The sequence below is a fragment of the Nonomuraea sp. NPDC049141 genome, from assembly GCF_040648415.1.
In the GTDB taxonomy this organism is placed as follows: Bacteria; Actinomycetota; Actinomycetes; order Streptosporangiales; family Streptosporangiaceae; genus Nonomuraea.
On sequence record NZ_JBEZDR010000014.1, the window covers coordinates 13,937 to 36,458 of the forward strand.

General features: G+C 71.0%; 21 protein-coding genes. 10 read left to right on the forward strand and 11 right to left on the reverse strand.

Features of this window, described 5'->3' with window-relative positions; all coding sequences use genetic code 11:
* Window positions 1-822: a biotin--[acetyl-CoA-carboxylase] ligase gene (locus AB0B91_RS36920; protein WP_358329875.1), complete on the reverse strand. Its 822-nt coding sequence runs from the start codon at window positions 820-822 to the stop codon at window positions 1-3.
* A 60-nt stretch (window positions 823-882) separates the two neighbouring features.
* On the opposite strand from AB0B91_RS36920, the gene AB0B91_RS36925 reads away from it, so the two are divergent.
* Genes AB0B91_RS36925 through AB0B91_RS36935 form a run of 3 tightly spaced genes read left to right on the forward strand, consistent with a single transcriptional unit; the run spans window position 883 to window position 5,072 of the window.
* The gene (locus AB0B91_RS36925) at window positions 883-3,087 is read left to right on the forward strand and encodes an FdhF/YdeP family oxidoreductase (protein ID WP_358329878.1); all 2,205 of its coding nucleotides are present in this window, start codon (window positions 883-885) and stop codon (window positions 3,085-3,087) included.
* On the forward strand, window positions 3,084-3,935 hold the full coding sequence (fdhD, locus tag AB0B91_RS36930) for a formate dehydrogenase accessory sulfurtransferase FdhD (RefSeq protein WP_358329880.1): 852 nt from the start codon (window positions 3,084-3,086) through the stop codon (window positions 3,933-3,935). Before AB0B91_RS36925 ends, fdhD begins: the two co-directional genes overlap by 4 nt.
* Window positions 3,936-3,992: 57 nt before the next feature.
* Window positions 3,993-5,072, forward strand: coding sequence for an epoxide hydrolase family protein (locus tag AB0B91_RS36935; RefSeq protein ID WP_358329883.1), 1,080 nt, complete (start codon window positions 3,993-3,995; stop codon window positions 5,070-5,072).
* A gap of 3 nt (window positions 5,073-5,075) precedes the next feature.
* Here the strand turns inward: AB0B91_RS36935 and AB0B91_RS36940 are convergent, their stop codons facing one another.
* The 3 genes from AB0B91_RS36940 to AB0B91_RS36950 form a co-directional block, all read right to left on the reverse strand.
* Window positions 5,076-7,697, reverse strand: a complete 2,622-nt coding sequence (locus AB0B91_RS36940; protein ID WP_358329885.1) for a phosphoenolpyruvate carboxylase — start codon at window positions 7,695-7,697, stop codon at window positions 5,076-5,078.
* A gap of 67 nt (window positions 7,698-7,764) precedes the next feature.
* The gene (locus AB0B91_RS36945) at window positions 7,765-9,324 is read right to left on the reverse strand and encodes a hypothetical protein (RefSeq protein WP_358329888.1); all 1,560 of its coding nucleotides are present in this window, start codon (window positions 9,322-9,324) and stop codon (window positions 7,765-7,767) included.
* A complete protein-coding gene (locus AB0B91_RS36950; protein WP_358329890.1) occupies window positions 9,321-10,094 on the reverse strand; it encodes an ABC transporter ATP-binding protein in 774 nt (257 codons plus the stop codon). Before AB0B91_RS36950 ends, AB0B91_RS36945 begins: the two co-directional genes overlap by 4 nt.
* A 35-nt stretch (window positions 10,095-10,129) precedes the next feature.
* On the opposite strand from AB0B91_RS36950, the gene AB0B91_RS36955 reads away from it, so the two are divergent.
* The 6 genes from AB0B91_RS36955 to AB0B91_RS36980 all read left to right on the forward strand — a co-directional run bounded on the left by AB0B91_RS36955 (window position 10,130) and on the right by AB0B91_RS36980 (window position 15,251).
* Window positions 10,130-11,719: an acyl-CoA carboxylase subunit beta gene (locus AB0B91_RS36955; RefSeq protein WP_358329893.1), complete on the forward strand. Its 1,590-nt coding sequence runs from the start codon at window positions 10,130-10,132 to the stop codon at window positions 11,717-11,719.
* Window positions 11,716-11,916, forward strand: coding sequence for an acyl-CoA carboxylase subunit epsilon (locus AB0B91_RS36960; RefSeq protein ID WP_358329896.1), 201 nt, complete (start codon window positions 11,716-11,718; stop codon window positions 11,914-11,916). Before AB0B91_RS36955 ends, AB0B91_RS36960 begins: the two co-directional genes overlap by 4 nt.
* Before the next feature lie 104 nt (window positions 11,917-12,020).
* Entirely contained in the window at window positions 12,021-12,962 is a 942-nt protein-coding gene (locus AB0B91_RS36965; protein ID WP_219537365.1) for an NYN domain-containing protein, read from the forward strand.
* 107 nt (window positions 12,963-13,069) lie between these two features.
* The gene (locus tag AB0B91_RS36970) at window positions 13,070-14,512 is read left to right on the forward strand and encodes a DNA-3-methyladenine glycosylase 2 family protein (protein ID WP_358329899.1); all 1,443 of its coding nucleotides are present in this window, start codon (window positions 13,070-13,072) and stop codon (window positions 14,510-14,512) included.
* A complete protein-coding gene (locus AB0B91_RS36975; RefSeq protein ID WP_358329902.1) occupies window positions 14,509-15,009 on the forward strand; it encodes a methylated-DNA--[protein]-cysteine S-methyltransferase in 501 nt (166 codons plus the stop codon). Before AB0B91_RS36970 ends, AB0B91_RS36975 begins: the two co-directional genes overlap by 4 nt.
* A 44-nt stretch (window positions 15,010-15,053) precedes the next feature.
* Window positions 15,054-15,251: a hypothetical protein gene (locus AB0B91_RS36980; protein ID WP_358329905.1), complete on the forward strand. Its 198-nt coding sequence runs from the start codon at window positions 15,054-15,056 to the stop codon at window positions 15,249-15,251.
* Window positions 15,252-15,339: 88 nt separating this feature from the next.
* Here AB0B91_RS36980 and AB0B91_RS36985 read toward each other — a convergent pair whose 3' ends face one another.
* The gene (locus AB0B91_RS36985) at window positions 15,340-16,500 is read right to left on the reverse strand and encodes an MFS transporter (protein ID WP_358329908.1); all 1,161 of its coding nucleotides are present in this window, start codon (window positions 16,498-16,500) and stop codon (window positions 15,340-15,342) included.
* Window positions 16,501-16,590: 90 nt separating this feature from the next.
* Between AB0B91_RS36985 and AB0B91_RS36990 the strand changes: the two genes are divergently transcribed.
* On the forward strand, window positions 16,591-17,022 hold the full coding sequence (locus AB0B91_RS36990; protein WP_358329911.1) for a MarR family transcriptional regulator: 432 nt from the start codon (window positions 16,591-16,593) through the stop codon (window positions 17,020-17,022).
* Window positions 17,023-17,031: 9 nt separating this feature from the next.
* On the opposite strand, the gene AB0B91_RS36995 is transcribed toward AB0B91_RS36990, so the two are convergent.
* The 6 genes from AB0B91_RS36995 to AB0B91_RS37020 form a co-directional block, all read right to left on the reverse strand.
* On the reverse strand, window positions 17,032-17,952 hold the full coding sequence (locus AB0B91_RS36995; protein ID WP_358329914.1) for a hypothetical protein: 921 nt from the start codon (window positions 17,950-17,952) through the stop codon (window positions 17,032-17,034).
* The gene (locus tag AB0B91_RS37000) at window positions 17,952-18,542 is read right to left on the reverse strand and encodes a hypothetical protein (RefSeq protein WP_358329917.1); all 591 of its coding nucleotides are present in this window, start codon (window positions 18,540-18,542) and stop codon (window positions 17,952-17,954) included. Before AB0B91_RS37000 ends, AB0B91_RS36995 begins: the two co-directional genes overlap by 1 nt.
* Complete coding sequence (locus tag AB0B91_RS37005) at window positions 18,539-21,241, reverse strand: BTAD domain-containing putative transcriptional regulator (RefSeq protein WP_358329920.1); 2,703 nt, start codon at window positions 21,239-21,241, stop codon at window positions 18,539-18,541. The genes AB0B91_RS37000 and AB0B91_RS37005 overlap by 4 nt, the downstream gene beginning before the upstream one ends.
* Before the next feature lie 74 nt (window positions 21,242-21,315).
* Window positions 21,316-21,732, reverse strand: coding sequence for a Tad domain-containing protein (locus AB0B91_RS37010; RefSeq protein WP_358329923.1), 417 nt, complete (start codon window positions 21,730-21,732; stop codon window positions 21,316-21,318).
* A complete protein-coding gene (locus tag AB0B91_RS37015; RefSeq protein ID WP_250904734.1) occupies window positions 21,729-22,130 on the reverse strand; it encodes a TadE family protein in 402 nt (133 codons plus the stop codon). The genes AB0B91_RS37010 and AB0B91_RS37015 overlap by 4 nt, the downstream gene beginning before the upstream one ends.
* Complete coding sequence (locus AB0B91_RS37020) at window positions 22,127-22,519, reverse strand: TadE/TadG family type IV pilus assembly protein (RefSeq protein WP_358329926.1); 393 nt, start codon at window positions 22,517-22,519, stop codon at window positions 22,127-22,129. Before AB0B91_RS37020 ends, AB0B91_RS37015 begins: the two co-directional genes overlap by 4 nt.
* Window positions 22,520-22,522 lie beyond the last annotated feature (3 nt).

Here is a 22,522-nt window from a genome sequence, read left to right on the forward strand (position 1 = left end):
CTACGAGGACGCGCGGACGTGGACGACGTCACCCGCGCTAAGCGCGTGCGTCTTGCCGTCCGCGATCAGCTGGAGGTGTCCTGCCTGGTCGATGCCGGTCGCCATGCCGGTCAGCAGCCGGTCGCCGGGCAGCTCGACCCTGACCTGCCGCCCGATCGTGGCGCTCGACGCCTGGTAGGCGGCGCGCAGCCCGCACGCGTCGGCGTCGCCGCCCGCCTCGGACCAGTCGCGGTAGTGCCGCTCGACCTCTCTGAGCACGGCTCTGAGCAGCGGATCCCGGTCCACGCACGCCGCCTGCTCGATGGCCAGCGAGGTCGCCGTCTCCACGGGGAGTTCGGCCGGCTTGAGCGACACGTTCAGGCCCATCCCGATGACGACGGCGTCCTCGGCCCGCTCGGCCAGGATCCCGGCCAGCTTGTGCTCGCCGATCAGCAGGTCGTTCGGCCATTTGAGCCGTACGTCCACCTCCGCCAGCCTGCGGACGGCCGAGGCGGCCGCCACACCGAACAGCAGCGCCAGCCACCCCTGCCTGGCGATGGGCACCTCGGGCCTGAGCAGGACCGAGACGGTCAGGCCGGAGCGCGGCGGCGCGGTCCAGGTGCGGGTCAGCCGGCCCCGGCCGGCGAGCTGCGACTCGGCCACCAGGACCAGACCCTCCTCCGCGCCCTCTTTCGCGGCCTGGGCGAGGTCGGCGTTGGTCGAGCCGGTGCTCTCGACGACACGTACGCCGGTCCACAGGCTGCCGGGCCGTATGAGGGCGCGGTTGAGCGCCGCCTCGGACAGGGGCGGTCGGTCGAGATCGGAGTAGCGCGAGTCGGGCATTCCTCCATCTTCGCCGAACCTCCGCTGTCCTCTGACGCCGCCCGCGGGGAAGATGGGGAGATGAGCAGACGTCTGGACCCGCGCAACTGGGCCTCGTGGCGGCCGTTCGGCCTCGGCCTGCGTAAGCCGAACAACTACTTGGAGCTGCTGAAGGCGTTTCGATCGGTCAAGGGCAACAGGCGTTACGCCTGGCGGATACTCAAGCAGGGCACGTGCGACGGGTGCGCGCTGGGCACGCGGGGCATGCGCGACTGGACGATGGACGAGGTCCACCTGTGCAACATCCGGCTGCGGCTGCTGCCACTGAACACGATGCCGGCGCTGGACGTCTCGCTGCTGGGCGACGTCTCCGGGCTGGCCGGCAAGAAGAGCGCCGAGCTGCGGGAGCTGGGGCGGCTGCCGTACCCGATGCTGCGCCGGGCGGGCGAGCCGGGCTTCAGCCGGGTCTCGTGGGACGCGGCGCTGAAGGTGGCCGCCGACGGGCTGCGTGACGCGCGCTTCGGCGCCTACCTGACCAGCCGCGGCATGCCGAACGAGAACTACTACGCGGCGCAGAAGGCGGTACGCGCGCTGGGCACGAACAGCGTGGACAACGCGGCGCGCATCTGCCACTCGCCCTCGACCGTCGCGCTCAAGCAGACGATCGGCGCGGCGGCCACCACCTGCTCCTACACGGACTGGATCGGCTCCGACCTGATCGTCTTCATCGGGTCGAACCCGTCCAACAACCAGCCTGTGGCGATGAAGTACCTCTACCACGCCAAGAAGGCCGGCACCCGCGTGGCCATGATCAACGCCTATCGCGAGCCCGGCATGGACCGCTACTGGGTGCCGTCGAACGCCGAGTCGGCGGTGTTCGGGACGAAGATCACCGACGAGTTCTTCGGCGTGAACGTGGGCGGCGACATCGGCTTCCTCAACGGCGTGCTCAAGCACCTGATCGAGAACGACTGGGTGGACAAGGCGTTCGTCGACCAGCGGACCTCCGGCTTCGAGGAGGTCCGGCGGGCGCTGGCGGAGCAGTCGTGGGAGGAGCTGGAGGCGCTGTCGGGGGCGACCCGCGACGACATGCTCCGGCTGGCCCGGCTGCTCGGCGAGGCGAAGTCGGCGGTGCTGGTCTGGTCGATGGGCATCACGCAGCACGCGTTCGGCGAGGACAACGTCCGGTCGATCGTGAACCTGGCCTTGGCGCGCGGCTTCCTGGGCCGCGACAACTGCGGGCTGATGCCGATCCGTGGGCACAGCGGGGTGCAGGGCGGGGCCGAGATGGGCGCGTACGCGACCGGCCTGCCCGGCGGCCTGCCGATCACGCCAGAAAATGCCGCGAAATTTACTGATATTTGGGGCTTTGAGGTGCCGACGGCGCCCGGCCTGACCGCGACCGACATGATCGACGCGGCCCACTCGGGCGATCTTGACGCGCTCATCTCCTCGGGCGGCAACTTCCTGGAGGTGCTGCCCGACCCCGGCTACTGCCGGGAGGCGCTGGCCCGGCTCAAGCTCCGCGTGCACATCGACATCGTGCTGTCCTCGCAGATGCTGGTGCCGTCCGAGGGCGACGTGCTGCTGCTGCCCGCGCAGACCCGCTACGAGATGACCGGCGGGGTGACCGAGACCTCCACCGAGCGCCGGATCATCTTCTCGCCCGAGATCGAGGGGCCGCGGATCGGCGAGGCGTGGCCGGAGTGGAAGATCTTCGGCGAGCTGGCCGCCCAAACGAACCCCGAAATTTCGGCAAAAGTCCGCTTCACCGGGACCCCGCGGATCCGCGAGGAGATCGAGCAGGCCGTGCCGTTCTACCAGGGCATCTCGGGCCTCAAGGGGTTCGGGGACAACGTCCAGTACGGCGGACGCCACCTGTTCGCCGACGGCCGCTTCAACACCCCCGACGGGCGCGGCGTGTTCTCCGCCGTCGAGCCGCCCGCACTGGAGCGCCCCGACGGCACGTTCATGGTGGCCACCCGGCGGGGCAAGCAGTTCAACAGCATGGTCCACGAGCGCCGCGACGGCTTCAACGGCGCGATGCGCGAGGCCGTGCTGATGAGCCCCTACGACGCCGACCGGCTCGGCCTGCCCGACGGCACCGCGGTCGAGCTGAGTTCGGGCGCGCGGTCGTACCAGGGCAAGGTCCTGCGGGCGCCGCTGATGCCGGGCAACCTGCAGATCCACTGGCCGGAGGGGAACGTCCTCCTCGACGAGACCCGGCGCTCACCCCAGGCCAGGATCCCCGACTACAACGCGCTCGTCACCGTGCGGCGGCTATGAGCGACCGGCTGACCCGCGTGGGTCCCACCACCCGCATCCGCGTCCGCGAGCTGTCCGGCTCCACGGTCCGCGACCGGCGCGACGACCTCGCCACCGAGGAACCGCTGGAGATCCGCCTCACCGCCCTGGACGGGACCCGCAAGACCGTCGCCATCACCATGCGCACCCCCGGCCACGACTTCGAGCTGGCGGCCGGGTTCCTGCACGGCGAGGGGCTGGTCCGGCCCGGCGGCATCGCGGCCATCGCCTACTGCACCGACGAGGATCTCCCGCCCGAGGCCCGCTACAACACGGTCACCGTACGCCTGCACGGCCCGATCCCCGACCTGCCCACGCTGGACCGCCACTTCCTCACCTCCAGCGCCTGCGGCGTCTGCGGCTCGGCCAGCCTCGACGACCTGCACGACCGCTGCGCGCCGCTCCCCCGCGGCACGCTCGAACTCACCCCCGACATCCTGTACGGCCTGCCGGACGCGCTCCGCGCCGGCCAGGGCGTCTTCGGCAAGACCGGCGGCCTGCACGCGGCCGGGCTGTTCCGCCCCGACGGCACGCTGGTGGCGCTCAGGGAGGACGTGGGCCGGCACAACGCGGTGGACAAGCTGGTCGGCTGGGCCTCGCTCGGCGAACGGCTCCCGCTGGCCGAGCACGTGCTGATGGTCAGCGGCCGGGCCAGCTACGAGATCATGCAGAAGGCGCTGGTCGCGGGCGTGCCGGCGGTGTGCGCGGTCTCGGCCCCCTCGTCGCTGGCCGTGGACCTGGCCAGGGAGTTCGGCATGACGCTCGTCGGGTTCCTGCGGGGGCAGCGGTGCAACGTGTACTCGGGACAGGAGCGGATTCTAGCGGAATGAAGCATTCCGTTCTGCTATAATTGGAACAGAACAACCCGTTCCGACGAGGAGCCAGCGATGAGCGTTCACCCCTTCCGCATCGAGATCCCCCAGGCCGACCTCGACGACCTGCGGACCCGCCTCGCCATGACCCGCTTCACCGACGAGATCGGCGGCGCCGACCAGGGCGTGCGCGTCGAGCGGGTTCTGCGGCTGGTCAGCCACTGGCTCGACGGCTTCGACTGGCGGGCGCAGGAGGCCAGGCTCAACGCCTACCCGCAGTTCACCACCGAGATCGACGGGCAGAACATCCACTTCATCCACGTCCGCTCGGACAACCCGGACGCCCTGCCCCTGATCCTCACGCACGGCTGGCCGGGCTCGATCGTCGAGTACCTCAACGCCATCGAGCCGCTGTCGCGCCACTTCCACCTCGTCGTGCCGTCGCTGCCGGGCTACGGCTTCTCGGGGCCGACCACCGAGCTGGGCTGGGACAACCAGCGCATCGCCAAGGCGTGGATCGAGCTGATGGCCCGCCTCGGCTACGAGCGTTACGGCGCGGTGGGCAACGACGCCGGCTCGATGATCTCGCCGGAGATCGGCCGGCTCGCCCCTGACCGCGTCGTCGGCGTCCATGTGACGCAGGTGTTCTCCTTCCCCTCCGGTGACCCGGCCGAGTTCGCGAACCTGAGCGAGGAGGACCAGGCCGGGCTGGCCGTACTCGACTGGTTCTGGAAGGAGAAGGGCGCTTTCAACGTCCTGCAGTCCCAGCAGCCGCAGACGCTCGCCCACGCGATCACCGACTCACCCGCCGGGCTGGTCGGCTGGCTCGCCCAGCTCTTCGACGAGGACCTCGACGACGACTTCGTGCTGACCAACGCGGCGATCCACTGGTTCACCGGCACGGCCGGCTCGGCCCTCCGCCTGTACTGGGAGAACGCCCGCGCCGAGCACCCCAAGGAGCCGACCACCGTGCCGACCGCGCTGGCCATGTCGGAGGGCGACTTCAAGTCCATCCGCGCCTTCGCCGAGCGCGACCACACCGGCATCGTCTCCTGGAAGACCCTGCCCGCCCCGGCCCACGGCCACTACACGGCCCACACCGCCACGGAGGCCCTCACCGCCGACATCCGCGCCTTCTTCGAGAGCCTCGGCTGAACCTCAGCCGGTGTTCTGCAGGCCCGCCGCCACCCCGTTGACCGAGAGCAGGAGCAGCGTCGACAGGCGCTCGCGCTCCCGGTCGGACGGGGTGCCGGTGCGCATGGCCGTCAGGGCGCGGAGTTGCAGGTGGGACAGGGCGTCCACGTACGGGTCGCGGAGCTGGACGGCGCGGGACAGGACCTTGCGGTTCTCCAGCAACCGGGTGTGTCCCGTGACCTGGAGCACCAGGGTGCGGGTCCGGTCGTACTCCTCCAGGACCTGGCGGGCGAAGTCGTCCCGGCCGCCGAGTGCCAGGTAGCGTTCGGCGATCGATCTGTCGGTCTTGGCCAGCGACATCTCCGCGTTGTCGAGCAGGGCGTTGAACAGCGGCCATTCGGCGTAGGCGGCCTTCAGCTCGTCGAGCGAGCCCACCGAGGCCAGGCCGGTGCCCAGGCCGTACCAGCCGGGCAGGTTGACCCGGGTCTGGGCCCAGGCGAAGACCCAGGGGATGGCGCGCAGGTCGTCGAGCGAGCGGGGGGCGCCGAGGCCGCGGCGGGCGGGGCGGGAGCCGAGGCGCAGGGAGCCGATCTCCTCCAGCGGGCTGACCAGGGAGAACCATTCGGGGAAGCCGGGGTCCTCGGTGAGCGCGCGGTACGCCTGCTCCGAGGCCGTGGCCACCTTCTCGGCGAGCGGGCGGAAGCGGTCGGCCGCGGCGGCGGTGCGGGAGCCGATCGACGGCGAGGAGGCCATCAGCACCGCGTTCGTGACCTGCTCCAGGTGGCGGCGGGCGATGGCGATGTGGCCGTAGCGGGCGAAGATGACCTCGCCCTGCTCGGTGACCTTGAAGCGGCCGGCGACCGAGCCGGGCGCCTGGGCGAGCACCGCGCGGTTGGCGGGGCCGCCGCCACGGCCGAGCGCGCCGCCACGGCCGTGGAACATGCGCAGCTTCACGTCGTGCTCCACCGCCCAGGCGGTCAGCTGCTCCTGCGCCTCGTACAGGCGGAGCGTCGCGGCGGCCGGGCCGAGCTCCTTGGCGGAGTCGGAGTAGCCGAGCATGATCTCCATGCGCCTGCCGGTGGCGGCCAGCCGCTCGCGCATCTGGGGCAGCTCCAGCATGCCGGACAGCACGGCCGGGGAGTTGGCCAGGTCCTGGCCCGACTCGAACAGCGGCACCACGTCGAGCACGGGCGCGCGCCGGCCGAGCGCGTGCTCGGCCAGCTCGTAGACCGCGGCGATGTCGGCGGCGGTGCGGGTGAAGGAGACGACGTAGCGGGAGCAGGCCGTGACGCCGAACCGCTCCTGGATCCAGGCGATCACCCGGATCGTGGCCAGCACCTCCTCGGTGCGCTCCGACAGCTCGCCGCCGGCCCTGATCTCCGCCAGCGCCGCCGCGTGCACCTCGGAGTGCTGGCGTACCTCCAGCTCGGCCAGGTGGAAGCCGAACGTCTCGACCTGCCAGATGAGGTGCTGCAGCTCGCCGTACGCCTGCCGTGCGGCGTGCTCGGCGAGCGAATCCTGGACCAGGCGCAGGTCGGCCAGCAGCTCGGCCGGTGCGCGGTAGGCGAGGTCGAGGTCGCGGCGGAGGGTGGCGGCGATGCGGGCGGCCACGAACAGCAGCCACTGCCGGTGCGGCTCGCTCGGCGAGCGGGTGGCCATCACCGAGACCACCTCGGGGTGGGCGTCGACGGCCGCGGCCAGCGCTGTCTTGAGCTCCGGCGAAGGCGGCGCGAACTGTTCGGCCGGGGTGAGCGTGCGGGCTATGCGCGTGCAGGCCGTCTCCAGTGCGGTCAGCACGTGGTCGGACTGGATCTGGACGGTCTCGCGGGTGACCTTGGCGGTCACGTTGGGGTTGCCGTCGCGGTCGCCGCCGATCCAACTGCCGTAGCGGATGAAGGGCCTGGCCAGCGGCGGGCGGGTGCCGGTGCCGTCGCCGAGCGCCGCGTCGAGCGAGCGGTAGACCTGCGGCACCATGCGGAACAGCGTCTCGTCGAAGGCGGCCATGGCCGTCCGTACCTCGTCGAGCGGGTCGAGCTTGGTGGAGCGCAGCTGGGCCGTACGCCACAGCAGGTCGATCTCCTCCAGCATCCGGCGCCGGCTCTCAGCGCGCTCGGAGGCGCCGCGACCGGCCGCGTTGTACTCGGTGAGCTGGCCGCTGACCCGCTGGATCGCGGTGACGACCGCGCGCCTGCGCGCCTCCGTCGGGTGCGCGGTCAGAACCGGGTGCAGCTCCAGCCCCTTGACCAGCTCGGTGACGCGCTCGTTGCCCAGCTCTTGTACGGCCTGCGCCAGCGACTCCCGCTCGACCCGGCCCTCGGTGTCACGCTCGCGCAGGATGCGGATGCGGTAGTGCTCCTCGGCCAGGTTGGCCAGATGGAAGTAACAGGTGAACGCGCGGGCGATCTGCACCGCCCGGTCGATCTCCCACTCGGCGACCATGGCCGTGATCTCGTCGCCGGTGACCTCACCCCTGCGTGCCGCGATCACGGCCTTACGCAGGCGTTCGACATCGGCCAGCAGATCCTCGCCGCCCTGCTCGGCGATCACCTGCCCGAGCAGCTTGCCGAGCAACCGCACGTCCTGACGCAGCTCATCGGGCATTTCGGTGACCGCGGCACTGCGACGCTCAATCCCCTGGTCAATCATGCTTCAAAGGTATCCACAAGCCCCGAAAGACCGTAAGGCGGTCTCACGTATTGGACTAGACCATTGATCAGGTGGCCTGGGACACCGCGGCGAGCAGCTCGGGGAGCCGGGCGAACCCGATCTTCGCGCCGAGCCGCCGCCCCAGCGCCTCGGCCAGCAGCCCGTAGAACGGCGCGAACACGGACACCCAGAAGAGCCCGAAAAACAGCGGCACCACGAACGGCAGCGACAGGGCGCTGACGCCCAGCAGCGCGCCCATGCCGGAGACGAACGCCTGCCCGCCCTGCCCCGGCGCGGCCCCGGTGAAGGCGTTCATCCGGTCGGGCACGGTGTAGGGGATGACGACGCTGGTCACGGAGCCGACGCCGAACCCTATTCCGAGCGCCCCCAGGCCGGTCAGCACTGCCGGTGCGATCCCCTCAGGGTGCCCGGCGAGCAGTCCGGCGACGGTGGCGATCACGACGAGCAGCGGCGTCGCGATCACCGCGGCGGCCAGGTGGCGCCCGGCCAGATCGGTGCTGAGCCCGCGCTCGGAGCCGGTGGCGACGGCGTTCATCCAGAGCGAGCGGCCGTCGATGCCGAACGAGTTGGCCGACTGCAGAGCGATCATCATCCCGGCCGACGCGGTGAGCAGGATCGGGAGCCACGCCCCGGTCTCCAGGGAACGGGTGACCGAGAACCCCAGCACGACGGCCACCACGACGGAGGAGAACCAGCCGACCCGGGAGCGGGGTTCGCGCCTGATGTACTTGAGCTCCTTGGTGACCACGGCGGCCAGCGGCCCGTCCGGCAGGAACCGGTCGATCAGCCCGCTTTCCCGGCGTACGGAGGCGGCGCGGGTGGAGGCGTCGGGCGTGACCAGGGCCCGGCTCAGCGCCTTGATCCACAGCCAGCCGGCCACGACCACCACGAGGGCCACGGCGACGAGCTCGGCCAGGCCGGTCAGTCCGCCGTCGGCCATCGCGTGCGCGGCCATGCCCGAGGGCGTCCACCTGAGGATCGCCGCCGCCCCGCGCAGCATCTCCGCCGGGTCGCCGAGGTTGCCGTTGAGCACGAGGTTCGGCAGCTGCGCGAGCACGACGACGAAGATCGCGGCCACGGCCAGCACGTCCCGGCCGCGCCGGGTGCGCAGCGCGCTGGACAGCGCGGTGGTGACCAGCCTGGAGGCGACCAGGCAGAGCGCGAACTGCAGGAACACGGCGACGATCCCGAGCAGCACGCCGCCGACGCCGGTGGCGAGCCCCACCAGGGCGCCCGTCGTGACGATCAGCGTGGCCAGCGGCCAGACGCCGGTGGCGGAGGCGGTGAACATGCCGACCGCGAGCCGGTGCGTGGGCAGCGGGAACAGCGACAGACGCGCCGGGTCGAGCGTGTCGTCCAGGCCGAACGCCAGCAGCGGCACGATCATCCAGCCGATCAGCATGGCCGAGAAGACCACGACGACGATCGACGCGGCCGTGTCGTGCGAGGCCAGCCGGAGCAGGCTCATGAGCAGGAAGCCGATGACGCTCACGAACACGGACATGATGAGGGTGAGGACGAAGCCGAGCTTGCGCTGCAGGTCGCCGCGGAGGTTGCCGGCCAGCAACCGGAGCTTGAGCTGGGCGAAGAGCGCGACCGTGCTCACGCCGGCTCCTTACCCCGGCCGAGCCAGGTCAGGCCCGAGTCGCCGTTGTCGCGCGAGCCGCCGACCAGCTCCAGGAAGGCCTGGTTGAGGCTGCGTCCCTCACGCACCAGCTCCAGCGGGCCCTGGGCCACGATGTGCCCGGCGCTCATCACCGACACCCAGTCGCAGAGCCGTTCGACGAGATCCATCACGTGGCTGGAGAAGATGACGGTCGAGCCCGACGCGGTGAAGCGCCGGAGCACCTCGGTGAGCGTGTTGGCGCTGACGGGGTCGACGCCCTCGAACGGCTCGTCGAGGAAGAGCACCGACGGGTTGTGCAGCAGCGCCGCCGCCAGGCCGATCTTCTTGCGCATGCCGGTGGAGTAGTCGACGACGAGCTTGTCGGCGGCGTCGGCCAGGTCCATCACGTGCAGCAGCTCTTCGGCGCGCTGCGCGACGTCGGCCTTGGAGATGCCGCGCAGCCTGCCGTTGTACAGGAGCAGCTCGCGGCCCGACAGCCGCTCGAACAGCCGCAGCCCCTCGGGCAGCACGCCGATGCGGGCCTTGACCGCGACGGGATCGCGCCACACGTCGAAGCCGTCGATCTCGGCCTGGCCCCCGTCGGGGCGGAGCAGGCCGGTGATCATGCTGAGTGAGGTCGTCTTGCCGGCGCCGTTGGGGCCGACGAGCCCGGCGAAGCTGCCTGCCGGGACCACCAGGTCGATGCCGGCCACCGCGATCTGTGGGCCGTATCTCTTGAAAAGGCCGTGCGTGTGAACCGCCTCCGTCATGGATCCACTCTAGGAGGCGGGTTAATCTTGCGCGCATGAGCGCTGCCGAGGCCCTACCGGACCCGCCGGACATCCACACCACCGCGGGCAAGATCGCCGACCTGGAACGCCGGCTTGACGAGGCCGTGCACGCCGGCTCCGCGGCCGCCGTGGACAAACAGCACGCCAAAGGCAAGATGACGGCGCGGGAGCGGGTGCTTGCGCTGCTCGACGAGGACTCGTTCGTGGAGTTCGACGAGTTCGCCAGGCACCGGTCCACGATGTTCGGGCTGGAGAGCAGGCGGCCGTACGGGGACGGCGTGATCACCGGTTACGGCACCATCGACGGGCGCCAGGTGTGCGTGTTCTCGCAGGACGTGACCGTCTTCGGCGGCTCGCTCGGCGAGGTCTACGGCGAGAAGATCGTCAAGGTGCTCGACCTGGCACTGCGGACCGGCTGCCCGATCATCGGCATCAACGAGGGCGGCGGCGCCCGCATCCAGGAGGGCGTGGTCGCGCTCGGGCTCTACGCGGAGATCTTCAAGCGGAACGTGCACGCCTCGGGCGTGATCCCGCAGATCTCGCTCATCATGGGCGCGGCGGCCGGTGGGCACGTCTACTCACCCGCGCTGACCGACTTCGTGGTGATGGTCGACCAGACGTCGCAGATGTTCATCACCGGCCCGGACGTGATCAAGACCGTGACCGGCGAGGAGGTCACCTTCGAGGAGCTCGGCGGCGCGCACACGCACAACACCAAGTCCGGCGTGGCCCACTACCAGGCCACGGACGAGAACGACGCGCTCGACTACGTCAAGGCGCTGCTGTCCTACCTGCCGTCCAACAACCTGGACGAGGCGCCGGTCTTCGAGGGCGCCGGGGACCTGGAGCCGGTTCCCGAGCTCGACGAGCTGATCCCGGACTCGGCGAACCAGCCCTACGACATGCACCGGGTCATCGAGCACGTGCTCGACGACGGTGAGTTCCTGGAGGTCCACGCGCTGTTCGCGCCGAACGTGGTGGTCGGCTACGGCCGGGTGGACGGGCAGTCGGTGGGCGTGGTGGCCAACCAGCCGATGCATTTCGCCGGCTGCCTGGATATCAACGCCTCCGAGAAGGCAGCCAGATTTATTCGAACATGTGATGCTTTTAATATTCCTATCCTGACTTTTGTCGATGTACCGGGATTCCTCCCAGGGACCGATCAGGAATGGAACGGAATCATCCGCCGCGGCGCCAAGCTCCTCTACGCCTACGCCGAGGCCACCGTGCCGCTCGTCACGGTGATCACCCGCAAGGCGTACGGCGGCGCGTACGACGTCATGGGCTCCAAACACCTGGGCGCGGACGTCAACCTGGCCTGGCCCACGGCGCAGATCGCGGTCATGGGCGCGCAGGGCGCCGTCAACATCCTCTACCGGCGCGAGCTGGCCGCGGCGGGCGACGACGCCGACGCCGAGCGGGCCAGGCTGGTGACCGAGTATGAGGACACGCTGGCCAACCCGTACATCGCGGCCGAACGCGGCTATGTCGACGCGGTGATCAGACCTGCCGAGACACGCGCTCAGGTCGTCAAGGCGCTGCGCGCGCTGCGGAACAAGCGGGCCTCGCTGCCGCCGAAGAAGCATGGGAACATCCCGCTATGAGCGCCCAGCTGAGGATCGTGCGCGGTGACGCCACGCCGGAGGAGATCGCCGCCCTCGTGGCCGTCCTCGCCACCCGGCGGTCCGCGCCGGAACCGCCCGCCGCACCGCGAAGTCAAACATGGCGAAACCCTGCGAGAGTGATGCGTAAGCCAGTCGTACCGGGGAAGTCGGCTTGGCGGATGAGCGCCCTACCCTAGATAGATCCCGGGAATCGGGTGTCAAGTTCTCGAGGAGTTGGGACTATCTAGAGAAAGTAGGCGTATATAGTCAGCCGATCAACTAACCGCGGCCTGGAGGACACATGGCCATCCCAGACCTCATGCCGCATGCTGTGGCAGCGAAGTACGCCGTCCTGGTGGACGTCGGTTATCTCTATGCTGCCGCAGGCGAAGTGCTGCTGGGCGCCAAGGAGCGCAAAGAATATCGAGTTGCCGCCGATGAGCTGATCCAGAGTCTACAGAAACATGCGCTGGAACGTATATCTGGCGAACTTCTGCGGATCTATTGGTATGACGCCGCTCGTGACCGTGTGCCGACCGTCGATCAGCGGGTCATCGCCCAGTTGCCCTGGGTCAAGGTACGGCTTGGCAACCTGAACGCCCGTGGCCAGCAGAAAGGCGTGGACGCGCAGATCAGGAGTGACCTGGAGGCGCTGGCCAGGCACCATGCGGTAACTGACACGATCTTGCTAGCCGGAGACGAGGACATGGTGCCCGCCGTCGAGGCGGCGCAGGCGTACGGAGTGCGCATCCACTTGTGGGGCGTCGAGCCGCCGTACGGCACCAACCAGGCCGAGCGCCTGGTGTGGGAGTCCGACACCGTGGAAGTGATCACTGCTGATTTCCTGAGGCCCTTTTTCAGCCGTGCTCCGCAGCCCGTTCCGGTCGCCCCGCCGGTGACCGCTCCGTCGCCCGCGCAGGTGTTCGCCGGGCGCGCGCCCGTCAAACCGCACGTCAAGCCCGGCCAGGTGGCCAAGCTCGGGCCCAACAGGCCGCGGGTCGAGGACGTGGGCGAGCACGTGGCACAGAAGTGGATCCTCACGCGTGGCCGCGACAACATCCGCGACCTGCTGCCGGGGCCGATCCTGCCGACGGTCATCGACACGGAGCTGCTCATCGAGGCGGAGAAGGAGCTCGGCCACTCGCTGCGGCCCTTCCCCGAGGCGCGGGTGTGGCTGCGTGACGGGTTCTGGGCGCGCGTGTACCGGGAGTTCGACCTGGGTGTGGGCGTTTCGTCGAAGTGAGGTCTGATTTCCGCTGGTCAGCGGCTTTGACCTGCTGACCAGCATTCTTACGGTCAGGTCTGATTTCCGCCAGTCGGGGGGCTGGGCGAACGCATACGCTCGTTGTCATGTCACCACTTGAGCTCGATTTCGACTCCTGCTACCGGGCGGTCTCAGCCCGGGACGCCCGATTCGACGGGCGTTTCTACACGGCGGTGACCTCGACGCGGATCTACTGCCGGCCGATCTGCCCGGCCCGCACGCCGGCCTCGCGCAACGTGCGGTTCTACCGCCACGCGGCGTCGGCGGAGGCGGCGGGCTTCCGCCCGTGCAAACGCTGCCGCCCGGAGCTCTCCCCCGGCGATCCGGGGTGGGACCTGCGCGGCGACCTCATCGGGCGGGCGCTGCGGCTGATCGACGACGGGGCCGCCGACGAGCAGGGCGTGGCGGGGCTGGCCAGGCGGCTGCACATCACCGAGCGGCACCTGCACCGGCTGTTCGTGGCCGAGCTCGGCGTGGGGCCGCTGGCGGTGGCCAGGACCAAGCGGCTGCTGCTCGCCAAGCAGTTGCTGACGGAGACGCGGCTTCCGGTCACCGAGGTGGCCTTCGCGGCCGGGTTCGGGAGCGTGCGGCAGTTCAACGCGACGATGCGGGAGACGTACGGGTTCACGCCCAGCGAGCTCCGCGCGACGGCGGGCGGCCTGTCCGCCACGGCGCCACCGGCGGTCGAGGTCGTGGCGGGGCCCGCGCGGCTCCGGCTGCGCCTGCACCAGCGGGAGCCGTACGATATGGAGGGCGTGTTCTCGTTCCTGGCCTCGCGCGCGATCCCCGGCCTTGAGGTGGCGAGCCCGGCGTCCTACAGCCGGACTGTCCCCGGCGGGACGATCACGCTCACCCCCGAGTCCGGCCACATCGCGCTCGACGTCGCCGTGGACGACACCCGGCAACTGGCCCGCATCGTGGCCCGCTGCCGCCGCCTGCTCGATCTCGACGCCGACCCCGACGCCATCGCGACCGCGCTGGCCGAGACCTCGCTGAGCCAGCTCGTCGAGTCCCGGCCCGGGCTGCGGGTGCCGGGCGCGTTCGACGGGTTCGAGCTGGCCGTACGCGCGGTCGTGGGCCAGCAGATCTCCGTCGCGGGCGCCCGCACCATGCTCGGCCGGATCGCCGAGCGGGCCGGCCGGCCCGTCGAGGGCCCGGCACCTGGGCTGACCCACCTGTTCCCCAGCGCCACGGAGCTGCTCGCGGCGGACCTCTCGGGGCTGGGGCTCACCAACCGCCGCGTCTCGACGCTCAAGGAGCTGGCCATCGCCGTCTCCGAGGGCCGGATCGACCTCGACGGCGGCCAGGATCCGGCCGAGGCCGTGGCGGAGCTGCTCGACGTCCCCGGCATCGGCCCCTGGACCGCCAGCTATGTCGCGCTGCGCGCGCTGCGCGACCCCGACGCCTGGCCCATCGGCGACCTGGTGCTCAACAAGCGCATGGCCTGCCTGGGCATTCCCGAAGACCACATCGAGCGGTGGCGGCCCTGGCGGGCCTACGCCGCCCTGCATCTCTGGAGTTCCTCATGATCGACGCCCAGGTCCTGCCGACGCCCATCGGCCCGCTGTCCCTGCTGTGCCGTGACGGCGTGCTGGTCGCGGCCGGCTTCACCGCCGACCCCTCGGACATGTTCGTCCGGCTGTCACCCGCGTTGCAGGCCGAGGGCTTGGACGTGGTCGACGACCTCGGCCTCGCCGCCCAGGCCGTACGCGACTATCTGGACGGCGACCTCCTGGCGCTGGACGCCGTTCCGGTCGAGCAGCCGGGCACGCCGACCCGTAAGCGCCTGCACGAGGCGCTGCGCGAGGTCAAGCCGGGCACCACGGTCTCGTACGCCGAGCTGGCCGAACGCGCCGGCCTGCCCAGGACGGCGGCCCGCGCGGCCGGGTCGGCCTGCTCCCAGAACCTGATCGCCCCCTTCGTCCCCTGCCACCGCGTGCTGCCCGGCTCGGGCGGCTACGGCGGCTACTACTACGGCGTGCCGGTCAAGGAGTGGCTGCTCGCTCACGAATCCGGCCGGGTCTAGCAACTCCCCGTCATGTTCCGGCCGCGCTCTGTAGGATTTGGCCGGTGGCTGGAGCACATGAATACAGAGGCGGGCCGGACAGGACGCCGGCCCAGCTGATCCTGGGATTCCTCGACGCACGCCGCATCGCGATCCCCGAGGAGGCTCGGGCCCGCATCCAGGCGTGCACGGACCAGAGCCTGCTCGACCGCTGGACCGTCAGGGCGGTGACCGCGCAGAGCGTGGACGAGTTGTTCGGCTGAGCCGTGGCCGGCGCGCGATGCGTACCGGCCCCCGGCTCAGCCGGCCCGCGATCGGCCGGCCCGCGGGACCGTCAGGCCCACAGGATCGTCAGGCGGCCGGGACGAGATGGCGGCGGGCCTGCGCACCGGCGAGTCCCGCCACCGCGAGCCCGGTCAGGCCGAGCAGCGCGGCCGTCCAGGCCGGAGCCGTGTAGCCGAAGCCCGCGTCGATCGTCAGCCCCGCCACGAACGACCCGATCGCGTTGCCCAGGTTGAAGGCGCCGATGTTGGCCGCGGAGGCCAGCGTCGGAGCACCCGCGGCGGCGTCCAGGACCCGGGTCTGCAGCGGCGGCACGGTCGCGAAGGCGGCCACCCCGAACAGCGTGATCGTGATGATGAACGCGACCTGGTTGCCCGCCACCAGCGCGAGGACCACGCCCAGCAGCGTGAGCAGGGCCACCGAGCCGTAGATGCTCGGCATGACGGCCCGGTCGGCGAGCCGGCCGCCGATCAGGTTGCCGACCACAAGACCCACCCCGAACAGCGCCATGACGACCGGCACCGCACCGGGGGAGAATCCGCCGACGCTCGTCATGATCGGCGAGATGAAGGTGATCACCGCGAACACCGGCGCGAACCCGAACACGGTCATGGCCAGCGCCAGCCAGACGCCACCCTTGCGGAAGGTCACCAGCTCACGCAGCAGGCCACCGCCCTCGGGACGCGGCTGGGCGGGCACCAGGGCGAGCACGCCGACGAGGCCGGCGACGCCGATGACCACCACGACCCAGAACGTCGCCCGCCAGCCGAACGCCTGCCCGATCCAGGTGCCGAGCGGCACCCCGAGGACGTTCGCCAGGGTCAGCCCGGTGAACATGAGCGCGATGGCGCTGGCCCGCTTCTGCGGGGCGACGAGGTCGGCGGCCACCACGGATCCGACGCCGAAGTAGGCGCCGTGCGCGAACGCGGACAGGAACCGGCCGACCATGAGCACGGCGTACGAGGGCGCGAGCGCGGAGAGCAGGTTGCCCACGATGAACAGCACCATCAGCGACAGCAGCATGGTCTTGCGGGACAACCGGCCGCCGAGCATGGTCAGCGGCGGCCCGCCGATGGCCACGCCCAGGGCGTAGCCGGACACGAGCAGACCGGCGGCCGGGATCGTGACGGCGAAGTCCGCGGCCAGCTCCGGCAGCAGCCCGTTGATGATGAACTCGGTGGTGCCGATGCCGAAGGCGCTGATCGCCAGGGCGAACAGGGCGAGTGGCATAGAATACTCCTCAGACGACGTTAGTAGGCGTAGACATTATTTGCACGCGCCGACTAACTCACCATACAAGCTTGTCCGGGAAGGTGTCACATGCCGCTAGCCGATGACGCCGTCGAGGCGCGCGCCCAGGGCTGGCGCACGCTCGCCGCGCTGCACGCCAGGATCGAGGACCGGCTGGAGAGGGCTCTGCAGAAGGAGCACGACCTGAGCGTGAGCGAGTACACCGTGCTCGACGTGCTGGGCCGCCAGGACGGCTGGCACATGCGCATGCAGCAGCTCGCCCGCGCGGTCGTGCTGAGCCAGAGCGCCACCACACGGCTGGTGACACGGCTGGAGAACCGCGGGCTACTGTCCCGCTACCTGTGCGAGGACGACCGCAGGGGCATCTACACCGAGGTCACCCCGGCGGGTCGTGAGCTGCTCGGCCAGGCGAGCCCCACGCACGACACCGTGCTCAAGGAGGTGCTGGCGGAGGCGGCGGAGCTGCCTGAGCTCGCCCCGCTCGTCGCCGTCATCGCCTGAAGGCGTTGCCTATGGCCGGACGTTGCTCTGCACCTCGCCTACCGGCACGTCGCGGGTGACCCCCACCTCGACCGGCGCGAACTGGACCGGCACCCCGCCCGTCACCGTCACCGGCCACACGGTCGTCACGGTCAGCTGGTACACCTGCCGCGGCTGGTCGATCGACGAGCGCAGATACTGCACGCCACAGGTGAACGCGGCTCCCTTGGCGTACGGCTTGCCGGTGGCGCCGCACTGTTCGCGCACCTCGGCCCGGTCCTTGCCCGTGCCCGCGTCGATCTTGATGTTCTGGAGCGTGGCGACCACAGTGGCGCTCATGACCCCGGGCAGCGTCGCCGTCGCCGTACGCCGCGGCTGGCCGATGCCTTCGAGCCACACGAACGTCGGCAGGTTGACGAAGGTCTTGGCGTCGGGGCTCAGCTTGACCGTCGGCTGGGGCACGGTGATCGCCGCCCGCGCGATCTCGGCCAGCTGCTCGAAGGTGATGCCGGAGGGCGGCGTGTCGTTCGGCGGCACAAAAATGAACAGTTCGAGCCCCGCCCAGCAGGTGGCGCCGTTGGGGTCGGAGGCGTCGTAGGCCGGCGTCCACCAGCGCCCCGGCTGCCCCTTCTTGTCCTTGAACTGCTTGACGAACTTCGTGAAACTCTCCTCGTCCGCCTTCACCCTGGCGAACTGGGTCTTCGAGTCCGTCTGAAACTTGAGCATCTCGTCAGCGGAGAGCCCCGGCTCGTACCAGCAGGGGCGCTTGATCCGGTAGCCGTCGCTCTTGCCGCCCTTGCCCACGTCGCCGGTGACCTGGATGCCGGAGTGTTCGAGGGTGAGGGCCCGCGTTCTGCCTTGTTCGGTCGTCCTGGCCCCCGTGGTGGGTTGGGGAGTGGGCGCGGACAGCAGCAACAGCCCTGTGACGAGCGCCGGGATCAGGGGATTCATCAAGTGCACCCTTCTTTGTCCTGGCGGAATTCCCTGATCCGCCACACACCGTCGTCGCCGCGATGCGCGAGCACGGCTTGGAGGTAAGGAGCGCGCACCCAGTCGGGCTGGGGCGCGACCGCCTTGCCGGTGGGCGTGGAGACGAGGCGTACGCCCCGCTCGTCCACGCACGTGTCGACCTGGGCTCCCTTGCCCATGACCGACGTGATCCGCAGCCGGTAGAGCCGCGCGACACCGCGCGCCGACTCCTTCCGGTCGGCGAACCCGCGCACCCACTCGCCCGCCTGCGGTATCAGCGGCGCCTCCAGGTGGCGCAGGTACTGGTTGTCGCCGGTCTCGACCGCCTTCCAACGCTCGACGTAGTAGTCGGCGAAGAGCCGTTGCAGCGCGTTGCTCGTCGTCCCCTTCTCCACCTTGACCTTCAGCTCGTCGCCGACCTCGACCGTCTTGCTCTGGGCGGAGGTGGGGGCGGGCCGCGTGGCGGTATCGCCGGTGGCGGGTGCGGGCGCGCCTCCGGGGACGTACGGGCGGTCGGGCGGGGCGCAGGCCGCCGCGAGCAGGAGTGCCAGCATTACCGTCATCCGCCTCATGCCGACGACTCCCTCACTATGTGGATGCGCCACGACGGCAGCAGTTCGTCGATCAGGGCCTCGGTCTCGGGTGCCATCCCGCCGCCGTAGGGGTGGGAGGACGCGCGCCGGGTCAGCCCCTCGACGACCGTGCGGAGCCGTACCACGTCCTCGGTGGCGTGCGTGGCGCGCAGCAGGTCGCGCCAGAGCCCCTCGTCGTCGGTGGCCAGCAGCAGCGCCGCGCGTACGGCCGCGACCGCCGCGTCCGGGTCGCCGTGCGCCAGCCGGATCTCGCACAGCCGGTGGGCGGCGTCGGCGACCTCGGCCGCGACGTCGTACTCGAGCTCGTCGCCCGCCAGCCAGGCGTATCTCCCGGGCGGCCGTCCGCTCAGCAGCGGCCCTCTGACCAGGCCGAGCGCCTTCTCCAGGAGTACGGTCCGCGCCGCCGGATCGCCGTGCGACCGGCGGACCAGCTCGCGGAAGAGCGCCCAGTCGGTGCGCACGCCGGGCCCCAGCCGCAGCCGGCCCGCCTCGTCCACCCGCAGGTGTTCGCGGCCCACCCAGTCGACGACCCGGTCGATCGTGGCGTCCCTGACCATGGGCTGCACGCCGCGCGGCCACAGGACGCCGCCGAGGACGACGGGGTGCACGCCGCCGGGATGCGTGGCCAGGTAGACCAGCAGCTCGGTGGCCAGGGCCATCCGGCCCTCTTCGAGGGGGTCTCGACCGAGGATCTCGATCGGCCCGAGCATCCTGATCTCCACCGCGGGTGGCGCCAGCTCTTCCAGCGGCTCCGCCTCGGGCAGCACCTCGCCGTCGAGCTGCTCGGCCGTACGGAAGAGATCGATCAGCGCCTGGTAGTGGCGGCGCGGCAGCAGCTGGGCGGTCACCTCGAAGCCCAGCTCCGCGATCTTCGCCTTGCCGTCGTCGGTGATCTCCAGGGTCCAGGTGGCGTGCGGCACGTCGCCCGTCACCACGTATCCGGCGGTGTCCTTGCGGGCGAGCAGCGCCAGGCGGCGCGCCTCCTCATGGGTGGGGGCCACGGCGGACAGCAGGTAGTGGGCGTCGCGCGGGCTGCCGGTGATGCGCCCGGTGAGCACCTCCTGGCGCGGGGCGGCGGTGGCCTCCAGCTCGGGCAGCACCTCGGCCAGGCTGCCCACGGCCCTGATCCGGTCGGGCGCGATCGCGGTCAGCTCGTCGCCGAAGCCGACGAGCGTGATGCGCATCCGGTCGGACCAGCGGTTGGTGGCCAGCTCCACGGCCAGCGCGGCGAGCGCCGCGGTGGTCTGCGGGCCGCGGATGTTGATCAGGCCCTGCGCCGCCTCCAGGTCGATCAGCACCCGGCCACTCTCGTCGGCGCCGATCGAGACCAGCCCCGGGTACGGCGCGCCGCCGGGCTGCTCCTCCAGCAGGCGGCCCTCGTGCGCGGCCAGCCGCCACACCTGGCCACCGTCCTGGGCCATCCACGGCTCGGGCGCGTCACCGTCCGGCGGGTGGATCCACAGGTCGAGGTTGCGCGGCGACAGATGGGCGGCGTAGACGGTCGGCGGGGTGCGGCCCTGCGTGGCCAACTCGGCGCCGAGCAGCCGGAGCCCGATGTCGAGGATGCGGGTGCCCGGCGCGTCGGCGCCCAGCCGGAGCGCGACCTCGGCCTGGGCGGCGTCGTCGCGCGGCCGGACGATGCGGCGGCCGAACGCCCGCCGCCAGAGCTGCTCACGGCGCCGCCTGGCCAGCACGATCAGCAGGCCGGCCGCGGCCAGCGACGCGGTGGCCAGGTAATCGGCCAGGTCGACGCCGGAGCTCTCCGCCGCCGGCTCGGCTATGGTGCCCTGGGTGTCCCGCCGTTCGTGCGCCGGTCCCTGCTTCACGCTGGAGGTCTGGCGTACCTCGTCGGTGACCTGCCGATGTCCGCTGTGCGACCCCGCCGGGTGCTGCTTCAGCGTCTGGGCCCGCGCCTGGTTCACCGGCACGACGTGGGCGTGGCGCGCGTCGTCGGGCATGTCGAGCACCCAGCCCGGCCTGATCAGGTCGGCCATGCGCAGCCGGGTGCCGTCGGGCTGCTCCTTGTGCTGGTTGAGCCGGTAGATCTCGGGGTATCGGCGCCCGTCACCCAGGCACTTCTCGGCGATCTCCCACAGGCTCTCGTGGTGCCGGCCGTGCGGCGGCTGGACCACGTACACCTTCTTGGTCTGCCGCGCTTCTTGTGGCTGCTCCACGATCGGCGCGGAGTACGCGACCGTCGTCATGGGCGGCGCGGTGGGTGGCGGCGTCGCCAGCTTCGCGATGGGCACGACCATGGCGCCGGCGGTGAACAGCACCAGCACGGCCGAGACGAGCTTGTTGGCCAGCGCCTGGGACCCGCCGGAGAGCGGCACCCTGGCGGGCATGCCCACCTTGCGCACTCCCGCGTACACCTCGACGACCACGCACGCGAAGAACTGCAGCCAGGCCAACCAGACGAACAGCACCAGCACGGCCATGATCGTGCTCGGTCCCACGCGGCTGGTGAGCAGGTCGAGATCGAGCAGTTCGGGAGAGAGCGGCGGTCCGGCGAACGTGAGCAGCGCGTACGGCACACCGCCGACGATCGCCACGAGCACCAGGAGCGCGCCGAGGCCGCCCAGCACGTCGCCCACGCTCCGCCTGGCCGGGATGCGCACGGGCGCCTGACCCGGCCCGTGCGGCCGGCCCGCGGGACGCGCGGGTTCTCGCGTCGGCATCGCCTCTCCCTTCTCGTGTTCAGGGTCCTGCGTGGTCCTGCGCTGATCCATCGAGTGAGCGGAATCGGTCTGGCTCACCTGGCCTGTGGCCCGGCCGTGGCCTCGCCCTCCATCTCGGTGCCGGGAAAGCCGATGGCCTGCAGGAAGAAGGCCGTCCAGCGCACCTTCACCGAGACGGTCACCCCGTCCTGGCCCGGCGCGACGGCGCACGTGTCCCTGGTCACGTCGGCGCTGGCCACCGCCGTGATCACCTCGTCGGCCCGGTCGCACACCTGGCCGTCGCCGAGCAGCCGGATCTCGCCCGTCTCGTGGAGGTGGTCGACGTCGACCTGGTCGGCTCCCGCCCGCGCGGCCTGCTCGGCGACGTCGGCGGCCCGCAGCCGGGCGTTGATCGCCGAGCCGCCGTCCACGAGCAGCCCCGCCAGCAGGAACACCGCCACGGAGAAGAGCACGGTGAAGACCGACATCGTCCCGCGGTCGCGGCGGCTCATTCGGTCCTCCTCAACTGCTCCAGGGGCACCACCGAGGTGCCGGTCATCCGCTTGGTGCCGGGGAACCCGAGGAAGCCCAGGTCCAGCTCGCAGGTGACCTCGGCCTGTACCTGGCCGCCCTCCTCCCACTTGGAGCCGTCGAGGGACACGGCCGGGCTCTGGCACCGCCCGTCGAGCGCGGCCTTGACGCTCCTGTCGGCCGCGTCGCCGGCGGCGTCGAACGACCGCCGCACCGACGCGGCCCGAGCCGCGTCCCGCGCCGCGCCGTTGACCTCGCCCTGCGCCTCGACCAGCCGGCCGGCTCCGGCCAGGAACATCAGGAACAGCAGGAAGACGGGCGCCAGCATGACCGTCTCCACGGCCATCGAGCCGCGCTCACGCCGCCGGTTCTGGCTCATTCGCAGTCGTCACTCCCGTCGTCCGGGCGGAAGCACTCGACGGGACCGCCCGAGGTGGCCGTGATCGTGAACGTGAGCTCCGGCAGGAGCGGGATGACCTGTACGGCGCTGCCGGTCACGGTGACGAAGCGCTCGTCGGGGTCCTTCTCCGCGGTCGTGGCCGTCGCGTTGGAGAGCAGGCGGGGACCGATGGCGTGGACGATGTCGGTGGCCTTGGTGGTGGCCGCCCCCTCCCAGTCGCCCGAGTCGAAGGGGGCCGACCTGGCCACCCTGGCGCCTTCCCGGGCGGCCGCCTCGGCCACCTGGCGTCCGTGGAACCAGAGCGCCACCTGCACGATGAGCAGCACGACCGCCAGGATGACCGGCATCAGCAGGGCGAGCTCGATCACCGA

Bases quoted from the DNA above. Each gene is read 5' to 3' on its own strand.
- fdhD (WP_358329880.1), top strand. From the start codon at position 3,084: ATGAGCGACCGGCTGACCCGCGTGGGTCCCACCACCCGCATCCGCGTC.
- AB0B91_RS36940 (WP_358329885.1), bottom strand. From the start codon at position 7,697: ATGATTGACCAGGGGATTGAGCGTCGCAGTGCCGCGGTCACCGAAATG.
- AB0B91_RS36975 (WP_358329902.1), top strand. From the start codon at position 14,509: ATGATCGACGCCCAGGTCCTGCCGACGCCCATCGGCCCGCTGTCCCTG.
- AB0B91_RS36935 (WP_358329883.1), top strand. From the start codon at position 3,993: ATGAGCGTTCACCCCTTCCGCATCGAGATCCCCCAGGCCGACCTCGAC.
- AB0B91_RS37015 (WP_250904734.1), bottom strand. From the start codon at position 22,130: ATGAGCCAGAACCGGCGGCGTGAGCGCGGCTCGATGGCCGTGGAGACG.
- AB0B91_RS37000 (WP_358329917.1), bottom strand. From the start codon at position 18,542: ATGAGGCGGATGACGGTAATGCTGGCACTCCTGCTCGCGGCGGCCTGC.
- AB0B91_RS36985 (WP_358329908.1), bottom strand. From the start codon at position 16,500: ATGCCACTCGCCCTGTTCGCCCTGGCGATCAGCGCCTTCGGCATCGGC.
- AB0B91_RS36955 (WP_358329893.1), top strand. From the start codon at position 10,130: ATGAGCGCTGCCGAGGCCCTACCGGACCCGCCGGACATCCACACCACC.
- AB0B91_RS36995 (WP_358329914.1), bottom strand. From the start codon at position 17,952: ATGAATCCCCTGATCCCGGCGCTCGTCACAGGGCTGTTGCTGCTGTCC.
- AB0B91_RS36960 (WP_358329896.1), top strand. From the start codon at position 11,716: ATGAGCGCCCAGCTGAGGATCGTGCGCGGTGACGCCACGCCGGAGGAG.
- AB0B91_RS36920 (WP_358329875.1), bottom strand. From the start codon at position 822: ATGCCCGACTCGCGCTACTCCGATCTCGACCGACCGCCCCTGTCCGAG.
- AB0B91_RS36970 (WP_358329899.1), top strand. From the start codon at position 13,070: ATGTCACCACTTGAGCTCGATTTCGACTCCTGCTACCGGGCGGTCTCA.
- AB0B91_RS36990 (WP_358329911.1), top strand. From the start codon at position 16,591: ATGCCGCTAGCCGATGACGCCGTCGAGGCGCGCGCCCAGGGCTGGCGC.
- AB0B91_RS37005 (WP_358329920.1), bottom strand. From the start codon at position 21,241: ATGCCGACGCGAGAACCCGCGCGTCCCGCGGGCCGGCCGCACGGGCCG.
- AB0B91_RS37010 (WP_358329923.1), bottom strand. From the start codon at position 21,732: ATGAGCCGCCGCGACCGCGGGACGATGTCGGTCTTCACCGTGCTCTTC.
- AB0B91_RS36950 (WP_358329890.1), bottom strand. From the start codon at position 10,094: ATGACGGAGGCGGTTCACACGCACGGCCTTTTCAAGAGATACGGCCCA.
- AB0B91_RS36965 (WP_219537365.1), top strand. From the start codon at position 12,021: ATGGCCATCCCAGACCTCATGCCGCATGCTGTGGCAGCGAAGTACGCC.
- AB0B91_RS36925 (WP_358329878.1), top strand. From the start codon at position 883: ATGAGCAGACGTCTGGACCCGCGCAACTGGGCCTCGTGGCGGCCGTTC.